Below are 19,117 nucleotides of genomic sequence, written 5' to 3' on the forward strand. Positions count from 1 at the left end.
TTCCAGGCTTCTTTTTTTAAAGGACAAGCTATATGAGCATAAAAAAACAGCCGCCTATCTCACCAGGAGCCCTGGTGACAAAGGCGGCTGTTTCTGCATATGGGGGATGAGGAGTAATTATTTGCCTTGCTGCGCCAGCGCATCGCAGAAGGCTTTGCCGTATGGCGGAAGATCCGGAGGCCGGCGTGCGGAAATAATATGTCCGTCGGTCACGACCGCCTCATCCTTCCAGATCGCGCCCGCATTTTCCATATCGTCGCGGATTCCCGGCGTGGAAGTAACGGTAACTCCGTCCAGGATTTTGGCGGAGATCAGCACCCATCCTGCATGGCAGATCTGTCCGATCGGCTTCTGGTCCTCGTTCATTTCTTTCACCAGTTGAAGCACTTTATCATATCGGCGCAGCTTGTCCGGCGCCCAGCCGCCCGGTACGAGTATTCCGTCATAATCCTTGCTGTTCAGCTCTTCAAACGAATACTCGGCCTGAGCCGGAACGCCATATTTGCCGGTGTAAGTTTTACCCTTTTCCAGCCCGGCGAGATGGACTTCCGCCCCTTCCTCGCGGACCCGGTAAACGGGATACCATAGCTCCAAATCCTCGAATTCTTCATCTACAAGCGCTATAACCTTTTTTCCAGTCAATCGCATAATTGGCCTAGCTCCTTTCTCAAAAATCTTGATATAACCGTAACGCTGCGCATTCGGTCCTTTAAGACTGTATTCATTGTAACAAATATGGAGAGGAGTTTCATGGAAGCGTCCGAAGAAGGAACATTTGAAAACATTTCTGGTAAATAAAGCATTATCACAAATTTGGAGGATTCTCTGGTATGATAGTCGAATAGAACTAATTCAGGTGACAGATTTGTGACATGGGACTGTTGGTTTTAGATTACGTGATAGGATTTGGGGTGGGCATTTTGTTCAAAACCTGCAACTGCGGACAAAGTATGAAATTGGAATTAAGAAAGCTGATTCATGAAAGAAAAACTCGGATATGTGATGTTCCTGTTTATGCCTGTCAGGCCTGCAAGAAGTATGAGCTTCTGCCTCTTATTAAACCGGATTTGCTGCGCTATCTCGCATCGATTAACAATGAGACCGAGCGAATACGCGTTTCGTTCGCAGATGTCAATGAAGCCGCATTTGTTCTTCGTGAAGTGTTCCGTACATACGATGATGATTCGTCGCCCGAATGGCAGGCGCGCTGCATGGAAGTGTTTGACGAGCGCATTAATATGCTGTTGGATCTATTCCGTTATGCCCAGAGCCTGGCCGACGGCGACTGGATGAGACAAATTGAGGGGCGTCTCGAGCAATTAAGCACCATAAAATCTCTCATTCCTGAAAATTCGAGCAATTATGCAAGATAATTTTCAGAAAATTTTCGTGGTTGTTGGATTTTTCACGCACTTTTTGTTAGGATAGAGGATAGGAACTTCAATACAATGAAGGGAATGTATATCCTATGGCGACGTTGACGAAAATGACTACTAAAGAAGAGCTGCGCAGCACGCTGGAATCTTCCGATCGGAAGCACTTGCTATTGTTCAAACATAGTACCAGATGCCCAATTAGTGCCGGAGCCTACAGGGAAGTGCAAGCTTACCTTGAGGACCAGCCGAACGAGCGGATCGACTATGTGTGGATCGATGTCATTGCGGACCGACCGGTGTCCAGTCAGGCTGCCGAAACTCTGAACATCCAACACGAATCGCCGCAAGTTATACTTGTGAAAGAAGGAGCGCCAGTCTGGCATACATCCCATTCCCATATTACGGCTGAAGCGCTGAAAGCTCAATTGGACGGCATATGATGTCGTGTCGTTGCACAAAGCAGTAATTTGTCGTATCATAAATTCAATTGGTATTGAACGAATGAAAATCTATTGGCAATGGAGAGAAGGAATTTGACGGTAACCATTTACGATGTTGCGCGCGAAGCAGGCGTTTCCATGGCGACGGTATCCCGGGTTGTAAACAATAACCCGAACGTTAAGCCTCAGACCCGGAAAAAAGTATACGAAGCGATTGAACGTTTAGGGTATCGTCCGAATGCGGTAGCCAGAGGCCTGGCCAGCAAGAAGACCACAACCGTCGGCGTTGTGATCCCTGACATTTCAAACTCGATCTTTGCGGAGATTGCCCGTGGTATTGAGGATATTGCTAACATGTATCACTATAATATAATTTTGTGTAATGCCGACAAACGTAAGGAAAAGGAAATCCGCGTAATCAACACCTTGCTTGAGAAGCAAGTGGACGGGCTGTTGTTTATGGGTGGAACGGTGACGGACGAGCATATCCAGGCGTTCCAGACATCGGCTGTGCCGATTGTTCTCTGTGCGACCAGTGATGAGAGAGGTTCTTATCCTTCGGTCGACATCGATCATGAACAGGCTGCGTTTGATGCGGTCAACACGCTGATTCGGCACGGACACCGCGAGATCGCTATGATCAGCGGCACGCTGCAGGATCCGGCAAACGGCTATGCTCGTTTCCAAGGCTACAAAAAAGCGCTGGAAGCGGCAGGCATCGAGTATCAAGAGGATTTGGTGCGGATCGGTAACTATCGTTATGAGTCCGGCGTGGAAGCGATGAAGTACTTCCTGGGCCTCAAGAAGAAACCAACCGCTATATTTGCCGCTACCGACGAGATGGCGATTGGCGCGATTCATAGCATTCAGGATGAAGGCTATAAGGTGCCGGATGACTTCTCGATCATCAGCGTAGACAATATCCGGATGGCTTCGATGGTACGTCCACAGCTGACAACGGTGGCCCAACCGATGTATGATCTGGGAGCCGTAGCGATGCGTTTGCTTACCAAGCTGATGAAGAAGGAAAATGTGGAGAATCCTCGCGTGATTCTGCCGCATGAAACGATTCTTCGCCTCTCGGTCAGCCATGTGAACGAATAGGCTGCGTGAAACCAAACGTTTAGATGAACAAGATGGATTCGAGAAAAGCTCCTGGTTTTAAGGGGCTTTTTTCTGGTGGGTTTTTTATGCGCTCTTATAATCAGGAGGGATATCGACATGACAGCACAGGTGATCGGCCTTATCGGGGCTATGGACGAAGAAGTGGAGCTGCTGCTCGGTCAACTGGAGAATAAAGAAACAACCGTTAGGGCAGGAGTTACCTATGCATCGGGAACGATCCATGGCAAGCAGGTCGTCGTATGCAAGAGCGGGGTCGGCAAGGTCAATGCAGCGGTTACCACGCAGATCTTGATCGACTTCTTCGGCGTTTCCAAAATATTGTTTACCGGCGTAGCGGGCGCGCTGCATCCGGAGCTCAACATCGGCGATATCGTGATCTCCTCTTCATGCATGCAGCATGATATGGACGTGACGCCGTTAGGTTTTGCGCGCGGGGTCATCCCGTATCAGGAGCTGTCCGATTTTCCCGCCGACGCCTCTTTGATCCAGCTGGCGGAGGAGGCCTGCAAAGAGCAGGCGGTGAATCATTACATCGTAGGGAAGGTCCTGTCTGGGGACCAGTTCATTGCCAGCCGCGATACGGTGCAGACGCTCTACGAGGAATTGAACGGGGCTTGCGCGGAAATGGAAGGTTCTGCCGTTGCCCAGGTATGTTACATGAACGGCGTGCCTTATGTGGTGATCCGATCCATGTCGGATAAGGCCGACGGTTCTGCGCATGTCAACTTCCCCGAATTTACTGTAAAAGCTTCCAAGCGTTCTCATGAAATCGTGAACTATATGCTGGGTAAACTCTAGCAATTAAATGATAGGAAGCGCTCGTTATGCTTAATCCGGCATGAGCGAAAGATACACAAACTCCCCTGAGCAAAGCCCAGGGGAGTTTGTTTTATTGAGGATCGATTTAATACATAAACCGCTGTCTGAAACGGATCCGGTCGAATTGTTCTTGCGATGAAAGCGGCACGTGCCGTCCGATTCTGACCATGAGGCAGTTGGCGGGATGGGAGCAGATTTCCGGATCGTCGGTTGCGTACCATTCCATATCCACGACTTTCATTAAGCGCTCCATCATTTTGCGATAATCCCACACGTTAAGGCCGCTGCCTTTTAGGTCCCAATGCCAGTAGTATTCGGTCGTAAACACGATGTAGCGCTCCATCTGGCCTTCCTCGAATGCGGTTTTGATCATCCGCTGCCCAAGGCCTAGGGAACGGTAGTCTTTCGCAACCTCGATGGCACCAAGCTCGATCAAATCTTCCATATTGCCCTCAGACCAGCGCTCCTGCTCATCCGGGTGATGAAACGTTACGTATCCTACGATCATATCTCGGTCCCTCGTGATGATGATTCTGCCTTCGGGCAGGCCTGCAATTTCCACCAAAGCCTCATGCTGCTCCGCAGGACGACGAAAAGCCTTGAGATCAGGGTGCATGGTCAGTTCGGATAGCTGCTCGGGAGGTACAGGTCCTTCGATGATCAGGCGGCGGTCTTCAGGGAACAAAACATGAGACTGGTATACCTTGCAGTGTTCCATCCGTTACGCTCCTTTCAATTCCATACCCTACTTATAGCAAAAAAATAAAAAAATGAAAAGCAATGACAGGCAAACAAAAGCTATGATATAATCTTTTCGACATAAAACCTTCACAATTGTATCGTACTTAACGATATGTTTCCTTGCGAATTCCAAGGGTTAATGACTCGATGACTGTGACAACGTGATAACCCGCCGCAATGTGTAAAATGTATGTTTCATTCAATCATTTTGTAAGCGCTGTCCACTATGAGGAGACCGATTTGAGAATGAGGAGGATGTTATCATGAATCAAACGCATAGCGAAATATTGCCAAGTGAAGTATCACATTCCAATATGAAGAGTTACGAGCAGGCACGCTCCGAGTTTTCATGGGACGAAATCGAGAGACATTTTACTTGGTATGAGACGGGTAAAGTAAACATGGCGTACGAGGCAATCGACCGTCATGTAGCGGAGGGACGAGGAGACAAGATAGCACTCTTGTACAGTGACGCCGCCCGCGAGGAGACTCTTACTTTTGCGCAATTGAAAGAGAAATCCGACAAGTTCGGCAATGTGCTGCGCAAATATGGCGTGGGCAAAGGCGATCGGGTATTTATCTTTATGCCGCGCGGCCCTGAGCTCTATGCCGGTTTGCTTGGTATTTTGAAGGTTGGTGCCGTGGTAGGCCCATTGTTCGAGGCGTTCATGGAGACGGCGGTAAAGGATCGCTTGGAGGATAGCGGAGCGGTTGCGCTGATTACGACGCCTGCGCTGTTGTCACGGGTGAAACGGGATGAGTTGCCCGAACTGAAGCATATTTTTGTCGTTGGCGAAGTGGAAGAAGAGGATCCGCGTCTAGTAAACTACCACAAGGAAGTTGAAGCCGCATCCAGCGAGCTGGAGATTGAATGGCTTGAGCGGGAAGACGGATTGATCATGCACTATACATCAGGCTCAACCGGGAAACCGAAGGGCGTGTATCACGTGCAGAACGCGATGGTGCAGCATTATTATACAGGCAAGGTTGTTCTGGATTTAAGGGAAGACGATATATATTGGTGTACGGCGGACCCGGGTTGGGTAACCGGTACGTCATACGGTATTTTTGCGCCATGGTTGAACGGCGTGACCAATGTCATTCGCGGAGGCCGCTTTAGCCCGCAGGACTGGTACAGCACATTGGTAAACAACAAAGTAACGGTATGGTACAGCGCTCCGACTGCCTTCCGGATGTTGATGGGGGCAGGTTCCGATCTCATCGACCAATATGATTTGAGCCATGTACGGCACGTGCTGTCCGTTGGCGAACCGCTCAACCCCGAGGTAGTGCGTTGGGGACACAAGGCTTACAAGCAGCGTATCCACGATACATGGTGGATGACGGAGACCGGAGGACAGCTGATCTGTAACTATCCGGGGATGGCGATCAAGCCGGGATCCATGGGGCGTCCGTTGCCGGGCATTACGGCGGCGATCCTGGACGATCATGGGAAAGAAGTTGCTCCATACACGATGGGGAACCTGGCCATCAAGACACCTTGGCCGTCCATGATGAGAACCATCTGGAATAACGAAGCGAAGTATCAAGAGTATTTCCGTATTCCGGGCTGGTACATTTCCGGCGACTCGGCCTATATGGACGAGGATGGATACTTCTGGTTCCAGGGCAGAATCGACGATGTGATCAATTCGTCCGGGGAGCGAATCGGGCCATTCGAGGTGGAGAGCAAGCTCGTTGAGCATCCGGCCGTAGCCGAAGCCGGCGTTATCGGTAAGCCTGATGTAACACGCGGCGAGATCATTAAAGCCTTTATCTCCCTGCGTGAGGGCTATACGCCTTCTCAGGAGCTCAAGGATGAAATCTATCGTTTCGTGAAGGAAGGCCTTTCCGCCCATGCCGCCCCGCGTGAAATCGAGTTTAAGGATAAACTTCCGAAGACGCGCTCCGGTAAGATCATGCGGCGCGTATTGAAAGCCTGGGAACTGGATCTGCCGACTGGCGATCTATCCACGATTGAAGATTAATAAGCAGATCATAACAGAGCTGGTATGAAGATGGCTAACCGCCATGTTCATGGCCGGCTCTTTTTTTATTTCAGGCAGTTGTCTCCAGTTAAAAATAAAACCAGCCCATCCACAGAGTAATGTCTGTAGAACGGCTGGTTTTTACGTAAACGATCTATTTCTTCTCAAAATATACGGCTGGCGAAGCTGCAGATTCACCAATCGGATTGACGGCAGTAATTCTAAAGGTGCCGCCAATCGGGTTGCCCGAGGTATAGTAGAACTCCGTGCTCTTGCTTGAGCCTAGAATCTGGTAGTTCCCGTCACTGTTCGGACTGATATAGATATTGTAGACCATGACCTCTTCTTCCGGAGCGTTTCCGCTCCAAGTGGCCTGGAAACCCTCCGGAGTAGCTGTGAGTGTCGGCTGGCCTGGTGCAGACGGTACAGTCGTGGCGCCTTCATTCCCAAATCCGGGATCGATATCGGGCTCTTCCTCGGTGATGCCGTCATCAGGCTGATCGATGGTGTCATCCGGGTTCGTTTCAGTGTCGCCCGGTAATGGGAATCCCGATGTTGTGCCGCCCACAATAGCGCTTGGCTCAGACGTCTTGCCGGCTACGTCAACGGCGACGACGTAATAGGTCGTAAATACGCCGTCAGCTCCAAGACCTGAGAAGACAAGGCTCTCGTCGCCAAGAATGACCTGGCCTTGATGAGTGTACGGGCTGCCGTTCACGGACTTAAAGAGCCGGTATCCGACAACATCAGGCGATCCGCTGGCATTAAAGCTGATGGAACCGCTGCCCACCGAATAATGTACGTTTTTCGGTGGAGTAGGGGCCTTGCCGTCGTCCGTTCTCGGATCGACCTTGCTCGGCATTCCTTTTTTCGCATCCTGCGGGAGATAGGATTCCAGCGCTTTCTTTTCACCTTTCATAACCTTCAAGGCGTTCTGGAGTTCCACAATCAGCTCGTCAATCGGCTTTTCACGCTTGATTACGATTTGTTCTCTCAACATATCCAAAGGCGTTGCTTCCTGTGGAATATAATTTACGCCCCGATAGGTAATGTATTTTGCTTTGGCGATGCCGTCATCGCTTTCGGTAGGCACGAACTTCGCGTTGAACAGATCCGTTACGAATTTGTCCGTTAAGGAAGTCGGCAGTTTGCCGCTGTAAGCGGAGACCGTCTTGGACGTTATGCCTTCCGGCTTTTCAAACGTTTTGGTTGGGAACAGCTCCGGCTTAACGTCCGTCGCTTCGTTCATGATTCTGGCCCAGATGGCCTGGGCGTGCTTGCGCTGGTCGCCGACAAGCGTATTTTTTTGCTCCTTGTATCCGACCCATACGCCAAGCGTAACATCCGGCGAGTATCCCATGAACCAAACATCCCCGTAGTTCTGGGTGGAGCCGGTTTTACCCACGACGGGAACCTCATTGAATTTCTTGTACGTATCCCGGACCTTGCTGGCGGTTCCGTTCGTAATGACGGTACGCAGCATATCCGTCATGAGATACGCTGTCTGCTCGGAGAATACCTGCTCCGGTTTTACTTCGTGTTTATAAACAATATTGCCTTTGGAGTCCACGATTTTCTCGATCATGAATGCATCCGTGAATTTGCCTTGATTGCCGATGGAACTGTAGGCATTCGTCAGCTCTTCCACGGTCACGCCGTAATGCAATCCGCCCAGTACGCCGGTTGAAGCATTATAATCGTCTTCCTCCAAGGTAGTGATGCCCAGCTTCTTGGAAAACTCCCAGGCCTTCTCAATGCCGACCGTGTTGTTAAACAGCTTGAGTGCCACCGTATTGGTCGAATCGTTCAGCGCCTGTCTTGCCGTCATCAATCCTCTGTACCCGGTGTACGAGTTTTTAGGGATATGGAATACTTTGCTGTAGTCCTTTAAGATGATCGGTGAATCGTCCACCACGCTGGCAGGCTGAATCGCCCCCGTATCAAGTGCCGGTAAGTAGGCGGCAATAGGTTTCATGGCAGATCCGGGCTGCCGTTTCATTTGCGTAGCATAATTCATTTGTTCCGTGTTGAAATCCCTGCCCTCAATCATGCCGAGAATGGCGCCGGTTTTGTTGTCGATCATCATCGCGGCGGTTTGCTCCATTCCTTTTTCGGTGCTGTCAGGCAAGTAGTTGCTGTCATCCTCTGCAATGGAACGCATGGTCTTGTAGAGCGTCCGGTCGATGGTGGTGTACACACGGTAACCGCCGGTGCTCAGCTGAGCACGGGAAGCATCCATCAGATCGGAGTTCGCTTGCTTGCCTTTTGCGTTCTCTTCAGCTTCCTGGCTTAGCTGCATCAGAATGTTCGATGCTTGACGTTCGACTTCCATCATGAGATAAGGATAAGTCACATAGGCTTTCTGCGTGCGAGGAGCCAGCGATTCTTTGATATCGAATGCTTTGGCCTCATCGTATTCGGCTTGCGTTATTTTACCTTCATCCAGCATGCTTGCCAGCACGCGGTGCTGGCGGTTTATGGCCCGGTTGAACGATTTCTCATCAAATTCTCCTTTGCCGTTGAAGGCCGAGTAGGAGGAAGGCAGCTGCGGAAGACCTGCCAAGTATGCAGCTTGGGCCACATTCAGATCATTCAGATTGTTGATGTTGAATATTCCTCTTGCCGCTGCCTTGATCCCGAACAGCTGGTATCCGCTCGAGCCGTTGCCGTATGGAACCTTGTTCAAGTAGGCCGTCAAAATCTGGTCTTTACTTAAGAAGCGCTCCATCCGCATCGCCAGCAGCATTTCTTTTACCTTACGGTTATCCGTTTTGTCACGACTTAAAAAAGTAAGCCTGGCCAGCTGCTGCGTCAATGTGCTGCCGCCGGTTTGAACCGGCTCATTCAACACGCGTTCCTTCACGGCGCGAGCGGTACCTTTTATGTCAACACCCTTATGTGTATAAAAACGGTTGTCTTCTATGGATACGACGGCATCTTTAACAAGCTGGGGAATCTCCTTGAACTCCACAGGTCGTCTGTCTTCTTCGGTTCTAAGCTGTCCGATCGGTGAGCCATCCGCGAAGTAGGCAAAGCCCGTTATGGCATTATCGTTCACCGTGTTCTCGATGAGGGCACGCGATCTTACCGGCTCATTCTCAACAATAGAGGTTACATAACCGGCTACGGCTCCTCCGGCGAACAAAACGCCCATCAGACCTACCACAAAGAGCCATCCGATGACGGATCCCAGCACCCGCAGAAAGGACCGTTTTCGCGGTTTTTTCTGTTGTTCAGGCTCTTGTTTTTTCTCCTCAACCATGAATGTATACTCCTCCTTTTAACGCACCTATTATAGCATAAATCGAAGGTTTTGAATCATGTGTACCTATATAGCGTGTCCTTTTTTGAGGAAGAATGACTTTTTTGGGAAGGGTGCAATGCATATGCCGCCAAGTTCATACGGGAAAAAGCTTTGAAGGCCCTTGATTTAAGGAGGAGCTTTTCGTTTCGGAGAGAGCCGTGCCACACAAAAAAAACCTGAAGGCCGAGGCCTTCAGGTTTTTTGGGTTCCGAATGAATCTTAACGGTTGTAGAATTCGACGATTTGTTTCTCGTCGATGTCTTGGGAAAGCTCGGAACGTTCTGGAAGACGGATGTATTTCCCTTCCATTGCTGCTTCATCAAACTCGAGGTAAGCTGGAAGATGCACGCGGTTAGCCAAAGCTTCCTTGATGGAAGAGAGGTTGCGGCTTCTTTCACGAAGGCCGATTACATCGCCAGTGCTTACAGCATAAGAAGCGATATCGACTTTCTTGCCGTTCACAGTCACGTGACCGTGAGCTACCAATTGACGAGCGCCCGCACGGGAGTTGCTGAAGCCAAGACGGTAAACCAGGTTGTCCAGACGGCTCTCAAGCAGGAACATGAAGTTCTCACCCGCGATACCTTTCATGCTGGTAGCTTTGTTAAACAGGGTGCGGAATTGCTTCTCGCCCAAGCCGTACATGTGACGCAGCTTTTGCTTTTCTTGAAGCTGCATACCGTAGTTGCTTACTTTTCTCCGTTGGTTAGGACCATGCTGACCTGGAGGGAAAGGGCGTTTTGCCAATTCTTTACCTGTACCGCTCAGGGAGATTCCCAGACGACGGCTTAATTTAAATTTAGGACCGGTGTAACGTGCCATGTTATATAGACTCCTTTTTAATTAAAGTTTCATTAGGGCTCTATTTGCGCCGTATTTGTTTGCTCTATCCGTCATCTTCCGGAAGATCTGCCAGGAAAGTTCAGCCGCTGTCCTGTCAGTAACAAATAACGTGAGGGTGACACAACCCGCCCAAATTCATCGAATGCATTGCATTCTTACTCAACAATAAATATTATATGAAGTAATGATATAAAGTCAAGTTCAACCTGCAACTTACTATAACTTGGTTTTTGTCTAATTTTGTCGATAGGACCATGGACCTAAAATTATTGTGAAAAACGCATAAATTCTGATGCAAAAATGGGTAGAAAAGAGTAATATGATATTGGAATAAGTAGTAGCAATTATCTAGTTACATATCGTAGTGTTTTTTGGTTATTATCATTCCCCAACATGTTGAACAGCCGGGTTGCCGCCATGCGGCAGCCGAATGGATCCTTACATTATGAATCGGAACGCCAGTCTTGGATAGGCCTTTTATAATGGTGCAAAGGAGCGCCCAATATGTCAGAAGAACAACGGAAAGTGTATGAAAGCTCTCCCGGTTCTGCGGTCATGTTCAATGATGCCGGGCCAATTCCTGGAAACGAGCCTCGTCTATGGCTTCAGGGCTTGGATATTACACCTCATGATTTCCCTTATATTCAGCCTCTCATATCAGACAGCTATCTGGAGTGGCTAAGAGAAAGCGCTGGCACGCAGGCGATGCGGAAATTCAGCTGGGCCCTTCTTTCTCATGAGGGAGCTTGGCTGACAGGGGCACCCGAAATAACGGAATACGTTCATGCAAGCGAGGACGAGACGCTGGCGCATACGCTCCGTTCGAAAGAAGCCGCCCAAGGCATGGGCAAGGGTTCGCTTGAGGGAAGGGTGCTGTGCGCTGTCCCGCTGTTCACGCGCGTCCATGGCGATTTTTTTGCGGTGATGGTCAGCGTTGCCTCGGGGAGGATGGAGCCGGAGCAGTCGCTCATGCTGACGGAAACTTACGCATTGCTGTTCCGTTCCTGCTTCTACCGCCAGATGGAGTACATCTTTGCGGATGACCTGGAGAAGGTCCACCGCCAAGCCGAACGTGAAGTGCAGAGGCGTTCCATCTTGTTTCAGTACGTGAAGCGGATGCATGTGCAGATCAATGTGGACAGCGTGCTGGTGGAGGCTATTGATAGCGTCCTGGCCCTGTATCCCAAGGCGAAAGTCGAATTATTTATGTCACAGGACCATGAAAGCGTTCATCCGCTCGTGCGTCCGCTGCTGCTCCATCATTGGCAGGAAGAGGTTTATGTTCGCACCTTTATGGAAGGTTCCCTGACGATTCATGAGCATGAAGAACCCGACACGCTGGTGGAGATCGGGATTCCCATGGGAGGCAAGCAGGGCGTCTATGGGGTGCTTCACGTTGAAGTGGACAAGTCGGAACTGCCCGATATGGATCTGGAGCTGCTGGGGATGATGGCCGATGCGGCAGGCACCGCCTTCGAGAACGCCAAACTGTACGAGCAATCCAACCTGATGATTCATGAGCTCCGCATGATTAATGAGCTGACCCAGCGGCTGAACAAAAGCTTGCATTTGGCGGAGATATTTCAATTCGCCAATCATGAGCTGCTCAAGATCCTTGAGGCGGATTACTGCTGCATTCTGATCCATAATGAGGAGCTTGGCGGTCTAGAGGTGGTATCCTGCAACGCCGAGTGGCTGGCCAAGGAGGTCTTCGAGAAGGACTACGGCTTGGGGGGCCTCGTCTATCATTCGAAGGAGCCGCTCATTCTGTCAGACTATCAGGAAGAGCGTCCGGCAGAATCCAGGCTGATGGAGAGCACGCGGTCCAGCTCGATGATTGCTACTCCGCTAATGGTTAACGGCGAGGTGAGGGGCGTCGTCCTGCTCACCCATGCGAAGCGGCATTATTTCTCGTACGACAGCTATCGGCTGCTTCAAGCCTTGACAAGCCATATCGGCTTGGCGATCGGGAATGCCTTCCTGCATGCGGAAGTGAGAAGAATGGCTAACCGGGATATGCTGACCGAACTGTACGCCAGACATTATCTGGATGAAATAATCCATGAATGCCAGAACCGTGATTTTTGCGGCTCGCTCATCGTGGTGGACATCGACGAATTCAAGCAGGTCAACGACACGTTCGGGCACCAGCGTGGTGACAAGATTCTGAAGCAGGTCAGCAGCATCGTAAAAACAACCATTCGTCACAGCGATATTCCGGCCCGTTGGGGCGGTGAGGAGCTTGCGGTGTATTTGCCGGGACTCGGCATTCAGCAGGCGGTGCAGGTGGCCGAACGGATTCGCTTACGGGTGGCCGAAGAGACCGATCCGCGCGTAACGGTGTCCTGCGGGATTTCCGAGTGGAACTGGACCAATGACAAGATCAGCGTGGAGTCGCTCTTCTATCGGGCGGATATGGCGCTCTACGAAGCGAAGAATGGCGGCCGCAACCGGATCGTCGTGGAGAGGGCCGAAGCCGAGATCGGAATGGATTAGATACCCTGCAGCTAAGAGAGGCTGCAGGGTTTTTTCTGTAATCTGCATAATGTAAGGGGCCGCGGATAGCCTAATAGCAAGATCAACGAGAGGCTGATGATTATGCGAAACAGAAGGTTACGAAGCGTCATCGCTATGATGGTATTCATTTTTGGCTTAACCGGATGCGCCTGGCAGGATCAGCTGACTGCCGAAGAAGCGTTTAACCGTGCTTTGTCGGGGCTGTCTGGCATCGATAATTTCTCTTTTCGAGGAGAAACGGCGATTCGGAGCGGAGAAACAGGACCGTTTGAGGAAAGCCTGGCGTTTGAAGGGAATCTGCGGCATCATTCCGACCTGACCTTATCTTCAAAAGAGAGAAGCACCGTCATAAATAATGACAAGATGTCTGCCGAATCGGCATATAAATCGAATGAACTTACCGTGACGCTCAAGCGAAAGGATGGCAAGTGGAGGACGCTTTCGTCGGAGCATGCCGGGGGAATGTGGATGAACCGGTTAAATCCGCTGGAATTGCTGGAGTACATGGGCAAGTCGGAGAAGACCGTAACCCAGGAACTGGGGGCCGCAAGAGGAACGAAGGTGCTGCGTGTCGAGCTGTCGCCCGAGGCGGCTGCCCATATGGTGGACGAGTCGCTGGATGAGCAGATGAAGGCGTTGGCTGAGCGGATTGAACGTAAAGGCGACCCGTTATACAGCGACGATCCGAAGGTTCGCAAGCGGCTGAAGGAAATCTGGGAAAGGGACTACCATGAAATGAAAAACATGCTGAATGAGGCGGATGCCGTTTCGGTCTGTCATGTAACCATTAACAGAAAAAGCCAGTTGCCTACCAAGATGACCATGGAGCGCAGGTTATCCTTTGTTGACGAACAAGGCAAAGCACGTACCGAAACACTGCTGTCGGATGTTACGTTTACCGGTTATTGAGCCATTAAAAATTTTTTCACGATGAGCGCTGACGCGAGGCTGCCCGGCGTGCTACAATAATATAAATTTACCGCTGTTCAATTTATACAATAGGGAACAGTCATCATAAGGAGGATAAGACATATGCGTGATCCCAGAATTCAAAAATTGGCTCAGAATCTCGTGAACTACTCCGTGGATATGCAGCCAGGGGAAAATGTGCTCATCGAAATGATCGGATCGGAGCGCGATCTGCTGAATGCCATTATCGAGGAGGTCTCGAAGGGAGGCGGCCGCCCGTTCGTGCAATTGACGGATCGTACGGTCCAGCGCGCGATGTTGAAGAACGCAAATAAGGAGCAGCTTGAGCTGTGGGCAGAGCTGGATCTTGAACGCATGAAAAAAATGGATTGTTACATCGGCATCCGCGCAGGCGAGAACGTCAACGATATGGCTGACGTGCCCGAAGAGAACATGAAGCTGTACAATGCCCTTTACTCGCATCCCGTACATAGCGAAGAGCGCGTGAAGCGCACCAAATGGGTGGTACTCCGTTACCCGAACGCCAGCATGGCGCAGCTTGCCAACACCAGCACGGAGGCCTTTGAGGATTTCTACTTCGATGTGTGCAATCTGGATTACTCCAAAATGGACCGTGCCCAGGATCCTTTGGCCGAGCTGATGAGGAATACCGACAAGGTTCGCATCGTGGGACCGGGAACGGACCTCAGCTTCTCGATCAAAAACATCGGCGCGGAAAAGTGCTCCGGCCAGAAGAACATTCCGGATGGCGAGGTGTACACCGCGCCCGTTCGTGACTCGGTTAACGGGACGATCGCTTACAACACGCCGACTCTTTACAATGGAGTCACCTTCGAAAATATTAAATTCCGCTTTGAAAACGGGAAAATCGTCGAAGCAACAGGGAGCGACACGAAGCGGCTGAACGAGATCCTGGATTCGGATGAGGGTGCGCGGTACATCGGCGAATTTGCCATCGGCTTCAACCCGTACATTTTGACACCGATGAAGGATATTCTCTTCGATGAGAAAATTGCAGGAAGCCTGCATTTTACGCCAGGCCAAGCATATGATGTAACAGACAACGGCAACCGATCCTCCATTCACTGGGATCTCGTTTTGATCCAGCGTCCGGAGTACGGCGGCGGGGAAATCTACTTTGATGATCGCCTGATCCGCAAGGATGGCCTATTCGTTATTCCAGAACTGGAAGCATTAAATCCGGAAAATCTTAAATAGATTGGAAAAAATGTTGCATAAGAAAACGGATTCAATGTATCATGAAGGTGCAGTGATGAGCTTTATTCAGATCCTAAAGTTACGGAGGGATTCGTATGTCCAATAACAATCAATCTATCGTAGAAATTTCGCAAACAGCCAGCCAGTTCACATCCTCCATCGTTTTGCAGGCGGAGAACAAGTACATTGATGTTAAGAGCATCCTGGGTCTGTTCACAACGCTTGTCAACAGCCAAAGCTATGAACTGCATGTACATGGTCCTGATGCCGATGAAGCCAAAAAAGCAATGATCGACGTATTCACCAAGCATGGCTTGAACGTATCCGTCGTGGCTGAATAACATTCGCCAAAAACACCCTTTCAATCCATGGAAGGGTGTTTTTTCGTAGAGAAGGGGTCTATTTTGTTCAGGTCCTTGTATTGAGAAACGATTTCGACTAATATTAAAGATAGTAACTGTGCTGTGATTTTTGACATAGGGGGGAAGATCATGACTTCATCTGATTTACAGGAACAGCTGAATCTCAAAGCGATCAGTCTTCTTCATGAAGATGCAGATAAAATCCTAAAGCTTATTGAAGTACAGATGGAGAATCTGGCGACCCGTTATTGCCCTCTCTATGAGGAAGTGCTGGATACCCAAATGTACGGTTTTTCAAAAGAGGTTGATTTCGCGGTGCGGGCCGGGCTTCTTCCGGAAAGTACGGGAAAGCAGCTGATCAGCAAGCTTGAACGCAATCTGGCGGTCCTGTACGAAGCCATGAATCAATCCAAATAGCCTGTACTCGTACAGGCGCATACATAGAGAAACGCATGTCGCGCTCCCGCGACATGCGTTTTTTTCTAGCTTTTCGATTAGATTTGAATCCGTGGCAATCACCGCTTCCAAGGTTTATACGAGGAAGAAGGAGACGCCCAGTATGACGTATACGGCGAGCAGCAGCAGGCCTTCATACCAGTTGGAGGCGCCGTCCTGCGTAATGGACCTGGCTATGAATACGGCGACGCCGATGGCGACCAGCTCCAGCGTGGTAAAGACGAGATCCATCGTATCCCCAAGGAAGAAGCTGATGAACACAAGCACGGGAGCAACGAACAGGGCGATCTGCAGGCTGCTGCCGACGGCAATTTCTACGGCCGCGCCGATTTTGTTCTTCATCGCAAGCATGATGGCAGCACTATGCTCTGCGGCGTTGCCGATAATCGCTACCAGGAAGGCCCCGATGAACAGCTCGCTGAGGCCATATTCGTGACTGATGGGCTCAAGCACCCCGACAAGCCATTCGCTGACAAACGCAACCATCACGGTGGCAATGACAAGGTACAGAATCGAGCGCTTCTTGGACCAAGTGGGACCGTGCTCGTGCGGGAGCGCATCCTGGTCGTGATCGTCGCTGACATCCGCCAAATAATTTTTATGGGTGATCATCGAGAATCCAAGCCATGCGATGTAGGCCACGATCAGAATTCCCGCCACAATGAGGCTGAGCGTCTTGGTTTCACCCTCCGTAATGGAGTGGGTATTCAGAAAGACCGCAGGGATGAACAGGGCGATAATGGCCAGCGTCATCAGGGATCCATTCAGACCAGCCAGCGTCACATTGTATTTCTGGATTTTAAATTTGAGGCCCCCGGCAAACAGGCTGAGCCCGAGGACGAGCAGCAGGTTGCCGATAATGGAGCCGGTGATGCTGGCTTTCACCATGTCGTACAAACCTTCCTTAATCAGCAGGATGGCGATGATCAGCTCTGCCGCGTTGCCGAAGGTAGCGTTCAGGAATCCCCCGAGCCGTTGGCCGGCGTAATGCGCGACGCTTTCCGTTGCTTTGCCGAGAAAACCGGCGACAAAAATAACCGCGATGGCAGACAGAATGAATTGGAGCGTGAAGTTCCAATTCGCAAAATGTCCCAGCGCACTAAGCAAAAAGGTAAAGATCAGAAGCGCGGGATTGAGCCATTTCTTCATAACCGACACCTACCTTATGGTTTATGTACTGATGAGTACTTGCGAGCGAAAACGACGATTCTCGTATCGCTTTTTACAATATACCCAAATTTTTCGAAAAATTATCGTTCTTTTCAGAAGCGAGCATTTGCTTTTTAGGCCCGTTACCATTTACAATAACGGATAATGAGGTGAAGGAGGAAATGGCATGACGGAACAACTTCAACTGGATAACGGTTTGATTCGAATATCGGATGATGTCGTCTCGAAAATTGCCGGATTGGCTGCCTTGGAAACCCCAGGTATTGCAGCCATGTCCGGTGGATTGTCCGAGGGCTGGGCGAAGCGGCTGAGCGGCAAAAATGTGCAAAAGGGTGTTACGGTAGAAGTAGGGCAGCTGGAGGCAGCGATCGACCTGCGGATTATCGTGCTTTACGAGACGCCTATACATGAAGTGTGCCGCATGCTTCAACAGAATGTCCGCGAAGCTGTCGAGAGCATGACAGGGCTTCGCGTGGTTGAGGTCAACGTGAAGGTCGAAGGCGTAGCTTTCAAAGACGACGAAATCGACGATATTCAGCTTCGAGCCAAATAAGACGAACCTTGGGGGATCAGCCCCCGCTAATGATGAAAAAAATGAACAAAAAAGACTACACGGTTGCCCGGTAGTCTTTTTTAATTACGGATTTAACCTGCTCCTCTTTCATCGGACGGTTGCTGTCCCTGGATATGCTAAGCACGATGCCCATGCTCAGCATCATGACCAGCAGCGAGGAACCGCCGTAACTGATGAACGGGAGGGTAACGCCCGTAATCGGAATGGTATTGGTCACCCCGCCGATGTTGATGAAGGCCTGAATGGCGATAAGTCCCATGATGCCGACGCCGGTCAAGGTTCCGAACGGATCCGAGCAGCGAAGCGACACGATGATCCCCCGCAGGATGAAGTATAAATAGAGCAGCAGGAATATCGCGGTTCCGATAAAACCGAATTCTTCGCCGATGACCGAGAAGATGAAATCGTTGTAAGGATTCGGCAGATAATGCAGCTTCTGCACGCTCTCCCCGTAACCCGCTCCGGTAACGCCGCCCTGGCCGATGGCAATCAGCGATTGGACCAGATTGTAGCCCGTGTCCGATTCGTCATGGAACGGGTCCATGAATGCCTCGATTCGTCCCATCTTGTAGTTCTTGGAGGCCTGCTCCTGATCTCCGCCGGAGTTGAAGAGCGATCCGACGCCGAGCGTGAGCACCAGGCCAAGCGCAACAAGCGAGATACAGCCGAGAATATGCTTAAGGCTGGCGCCCCCCGCATAGATCAACAGCCCGCTGGTAGCCACGAGGATGAAGCAGGAGCCCAGGTCGGGCTGAAGCATGATCAGGCCAGCTACGATCCCTACAATAATGAGTACGGGGAAGAAACCGCCCTTCCATTGACGGATTCGTTCCCCTTTTTTGGTGATCAGCGCTGCCAGATAGACGATGGTCGCGATTTTGGCCAGTTCGGTCGGCTGGATGCCGAATTTCCCCAAATTAAACCAGCTTGTGGCGCCGTTGGTTGCGGAACCGATAATCACCACAAGAATCAGCAGCATCAAGGTTAGAAAAAACACCGGTATGAATAGCTTCTTGTATTTCTTATAGTTGATGTTCATGGCCACAAACATGACAAACGTGCCCAGAACCGCAAACGCGGCTTGCCGCTTCGTGAAGTGCAGCGGATCGTTATTGAATTTTTCATTGAAAACGGCCAAGCTGGAGCTGGAACTGAACACCATGATCAGTCCGAATCCCACCAACAGCAAGGTAAGGATCAGCAGTTGGAAATCAGGCGTCCCTCTCTTCGGCTGAGGTTTGGTCGTATTCATCG

Annotated in this window: 17 protein-coding genes; 11 read left to right on the forward strand and 6 right to left on the reverse strand. The window is 50.5% G+C overall.

Features of this window, described 5'->3' with window-relative positions:
* Positions 1 to 117 precede the first annotated feature (117 nt).
* Complete coding sequence (locus MHI43_RS09630; RefSeq protein WP_036665937.1) at positions 118 to 651, reverse strand: type 1 glutamine amidotransferase domain-containing protein; 534 nt, start codon at positions 649 to 651, stop codon at positions 118 to 120.
* A gap of 221 nt (positions 652 to 872) precedes the next feature.
* Between MHI43_RS09630 and MHI43_RS09635 the strand changes: the two genes are divergently transcribed.
* The 4 genes from MHI43_RS09635 (at position 873) to MHI43_RS09650 (ending at position 3,739) form a co-directional block, all read left to right on the forward strand.
* Positions 873 to 1,373, forward strand: coding sequence for a hypothetical protein (locus MHI43_RS09635; protein WP_051425424.1), 501 nt, complete (start codon positions 873 to 875; stop codon positions 1,371 to 1,373).
* A 95-nt stretch (positions 1,374 to 1,468) separates the two neighbouring features.
* Positions 1,469 to 1,816, forward strand: coding sequence for a bacillithiol system redox-active protein YtxJ (ytxJ, locus tag MHI43_RS09640; RefSeq protein ID WP_036665936.1), 348 nt, complete (start codon positions 1,469 to 1,471; stop codon positions 1,814 to 1,816).
* Between the two features lie 93 nt (positions 1,817 to 1,909).
* Positions 1,910 to 2,920, forward strand: coding sequence for a catabolite control protein A (ccpA, locus tag MHI43_RS09645; protein WP_015734310.1), 1,011 nt, complete (start codon positions 1,910 to 1,912; stop codon positions 2,918 to 2,920).
* A gap of 117 nt (positions 2,921 to 3,037) precedes the next feature.
* Positions 3,038 to 3,739 (forward strand): 5'-methylthioadenosine/adenosylhomocysteine nucleosidase, encoded by a 702-nt coding sequence (locus MHI43_RS09650; RefSeq protein ID WP_036665935.1) that lies wholly within the window; start codon positions 3,038 to 3,040, stop codon positions 3,737 to 3,739.
* A gap of 106 nt (positions 3,740 to 3,845) precedes the next feature.
* On the opposite strand, the gene MHI43_RS09655 is transcribed toward MHI43_RS09650, so the two are convergent.
* Complete coding sequence (locus MHI43_RS09655; RefSeq protein WP_009589652.1) at positions 3,846 to 4,478, reverse strand: GNAT family N-acetyltransferase; 633 nt, start codon at positions 4,476 to 4,478, stop codon at positions 3,846 to 3,848.
* Between the two features lie 286 nt (positions 4,479 to 4,764).
* Between MHI43_RS09655 and acsA the strand changes: the two genes are divergently transcribed.
* Complete coding sequence (gene acsA / locus MHI43_RS09660) at positions 4,765 to 6,489, forward strand: acetate--CoA ligase (protein WP_036665933.1); 1,725 nt, start codon at positions 4,765 to 4,767, stop codon at positions 6,487 to 6,489.
* A 154-nt stretch (positions 6,490 to 6,643) separates the two neighbouring features.
* On the opposite strand, the gene MHI43_RS09665 is transcribed toward acsA, so the two are convergent.
* Positions 6,644 to 9,751 carry a transglycosylase domain-containing protein gene (locus tag MHI43_RS09665; protein ID WP_036665928.1) on the reverse strand — a complete coding sequence of 1,036 codons (3,108 nt, stop codon included), beginning with the start codon at positions 9,749 to 9,751 and terminating at the stop codon, positions 6,644 to 6,646.
* A gap of 261 nt (positions 9,752 to 10,012) precedes the next feature.
* Positions 10,013 to 10,615 carry a 30S ribosomal protein S4 gene (gene rpsD, locus MHI43_RS09670; RefSeq protein ID WP_036665926.1) on the reverse strand — a complete coding sequence of 201 codons (603 nt, stop codon included), beginning with the start codon at positions 10,613 to 10,615 and terminating at the stop codon, positions 10,013 to 10,015.
* A gap of 525 nt (positions 10,616 to 11,140) precedes the next feature.
* On the opposite strand from rpsD, the gene MHI43_RS09675 reads away from it, so the two are divergent.
* The 5 genes from MHI43_RS09675 to MHI43_RS09695 all read left to right on the forward strand — a co-directional run bounded on the left by MHI43_RS09675 (position 11,141) and on the right by MHI43_RS09695 (position 16,080).
* Positions 11,141 to 13,132, forward strand: coding sequence for a sensor domain-containing diguanylate cyclase (locus tag MHI43_RS09675; RefSeq protein ID WP_015734314.1), 1,992 nt, complete (start codon positions 11,141 to 11,143; stop codon positions 13,130 to 13,132).
* A 135-nt stretch (positions 13,133 to 13,267) separates the two neighbouring features.
* Positions 13,268 to 14,062, forward strand: a complete 795-nt coding sequence (locus MHI43_RS09680) for a hypothetical protein (RefSeq protein WP_341283252.1) — start codon at positions 13,268 to 13,270, stop codon at positions 14,060 to 14,062.
* Positions 14,063 to 14,185: 123 nt separating this feature from the next.
* Positions 14,186 to 15,301, forward strand: a complete 1,116-nt coding sequence (locus MHI43_RS09685; protein WP_015734316.1) for an aminopeptidase — start codon at positions 14,186 to 14,188, stop codon at positions 15,299 to 15,301.
* A gap of 95 nt (positions 15,302 to 15,396) precedes the next feature.
* Complete coding sequence (locus tag MHI43_RS09690; RefSeq protein ID WP_009589671.1) at positions 15,397 to 15,642, forward strand: HPr family phosphocarrier protein; 246 nt, start codon at positions 15,397 to 15,399, stop codon at positions 15,640 to 15,642.
* 150 nt (positions 15,643 to 15,792) lie between these two features.
* Positions 15,793 to 16,080, forward strand: coding sequence for a YlaN family protein (locus MHI43_RS09695; RefSeq protein ID WP_009589686.1), 288 nt, complete (start codon positions 15,793 to 15,795; stop codon positions 16,078 to 16,080).
* Positions 16,081 to 16,194: 114 nt separating this feature from the next.
* On the opposite strand, the gene cax is transcribed toward MHI43_RS09695, so the two are convergent.
* Positions 16,195 to 17,268 (reverse strand): calcium/proton exchanger, encoded by a 1,074-nt coding sequence (gene cax, locus MHI43_RS09700; protein WP_015734317.1) that lies wholly within the window; start codon positions 17,266 to 17,268, stop codon positions 16,195 to 16,197.
* Positions 17,269 to 17,455: 187 nt separating this feature from the next.
* On the opposite strand from cax, the gene MHI43_RS09705 reads away from it, so the two are divergent.
* Complete coding sequence (locus MHI43_RS09705) at positions 17,456 to 17,842, forward strand: Asp23/Gls24 family envelope stress response protein (RefSeq protein ID WP_009589611.1); 387 nt, start codon at positions 17,456 to 17,458, stop codon at positions 17,840 to 17,842.
* 55 nt (positions 17,843 to 17,897) lie between these two features.
* On the opposite strand, the gene ftsW is transcribed toward MHI43_RS09705, so the two are convergent.
* Entirely contained in the window at positions 17,898 to 19,115 is a 1,218-nt protein-coding gene (gene ftsW / locus MHI43_RS09710; protein ID WP_009589615.1) for a putative lipid II flippase FtsW, read from the reverse strand.
* Between the last annotated feature and the right edge of the window lie 2 nt (positions 19,116 to 19,117).

This window comes from Paenibacillus sp. FSL H8-0457 (assembly GCF_038051935.1).
Classification (GTDB): domain Bacteria; phylum Bacillota; class Bacilli; order Paenibacillales; family Paenibacillaceae; genus Paenibacillus_AQ; species Paenibacillus_AQ lautus_A.

What these genes read in the sequence shown, in the direction of transcription:
- MHI43_RS09635 (WP_051425424.1), top strand. Translation starts at nt 873, where the DNA reads ATGGGACTGTTGGTTTTAGATTACGTGATAGGATTTGGGGTGGGCATT.
- ytxJ (WP_036665936.1), top strand. Translation starts at nt 1,469, where the DNA reads ATGGCGACGTTGACGAAAATGACTACTAAAGAAGAGCTGCGCAGCACG.
- MHI43_RS09650 (WP_036665935.1), top strand. Translation starts at nt 3,038, where the DNA reads ATGACAGCACAGGTGATCGGCCTTATCGGGGCTATGGACGAAGAAGTG.
- MHI43_RS09655 (WP_009589652.1), bottom strand. Translation starts at nt 4,478, where the DNA reads ATGGAACACTGCAAGGTATACCAGTCTCATGTTTTGTTCCCTGAAGAC.
- acsA (WP_036665933.1), top strand. Translation starts at nt 4,765, where the DNA reads ATGAATCAAACGCATAGCGAAATATTGCCAAGTGAAGTATCACATTCC.
- MHI43_RS09665 (WP_036665928.1), bottom strand. Translation starts at nt 9,751, where the DNA reads ATGGTTGAGGAGAAAAAACAAGAGCCTGAACAACAGAAAAAACCGCGA.
- rpsD (WP_036665926.1), bottom strand. Translation starts at nt 10,615, where the DNA reads ATGGCACGTTACACCGGTCCTAAATTTAAATTAAGCCGTCGTCTGGGA.
- MHI43_RS09675 (WP_015734314.1), top strand. Translation starts at nt 11,141, where the DNA reads ATGTCAGAAGAACAACGGAAAGTGTATGAAAGCTCTCCCGGTTCTGCG.
- MHI43_RS09680 (WP_341283252.1), top strand. Translation starts at nt 13,268, where the DNA reads ATGATGGTATTCATTTTTGGCTTAACCGGATGCGCCTGGCAGGATCAG.
- MHI43_RS09685 (WP_015734316.1), top strand. Translation starts at nt 14,186, where the DNA reads ATGCGTGATCCCAGAATTCAAAAATTGGCTCAGAATCTCGTGAACTAC.
- MHI43_RS09690 (WP_009589671.1), top strand. Translation starts at nt 15,397, where the DNA reads ATGTCCAATAACAATCAATCTATCGTAGAAATTTCGCAAACAGCCAGC.
- MHI43_RS09695 (WP_009589686.1), top strand. Translation starts at nt 15,793, where the DNA reads ATGACTTCATCTGATTTACAGGAACAGCTGAATCTCAAAGCGATCAGT.
- cax (WP_015734317.1), bottom strand. Translation starts at nt 17,268, where the DNA reads ATGAAGAAATGGCTCAATCCCGCGCTTCTGATCTTTACCTTTTTGCTT.
- MHI43_RS09705 (WP_009589611.1), top strand. Translation starts at nt 17,456, where the DNA reads ATGACGGAACAACTTCAACTGGATAACGGTTTGATTCGAATATCGGAT.
- ftsW (WP_009589615.1), bottom strand. Translation starts at nt 19,115, where the DNA reads ATGAATACGACCAAACCTCAGCCGAAGAGAGGGACGCCTGATTTCCAA.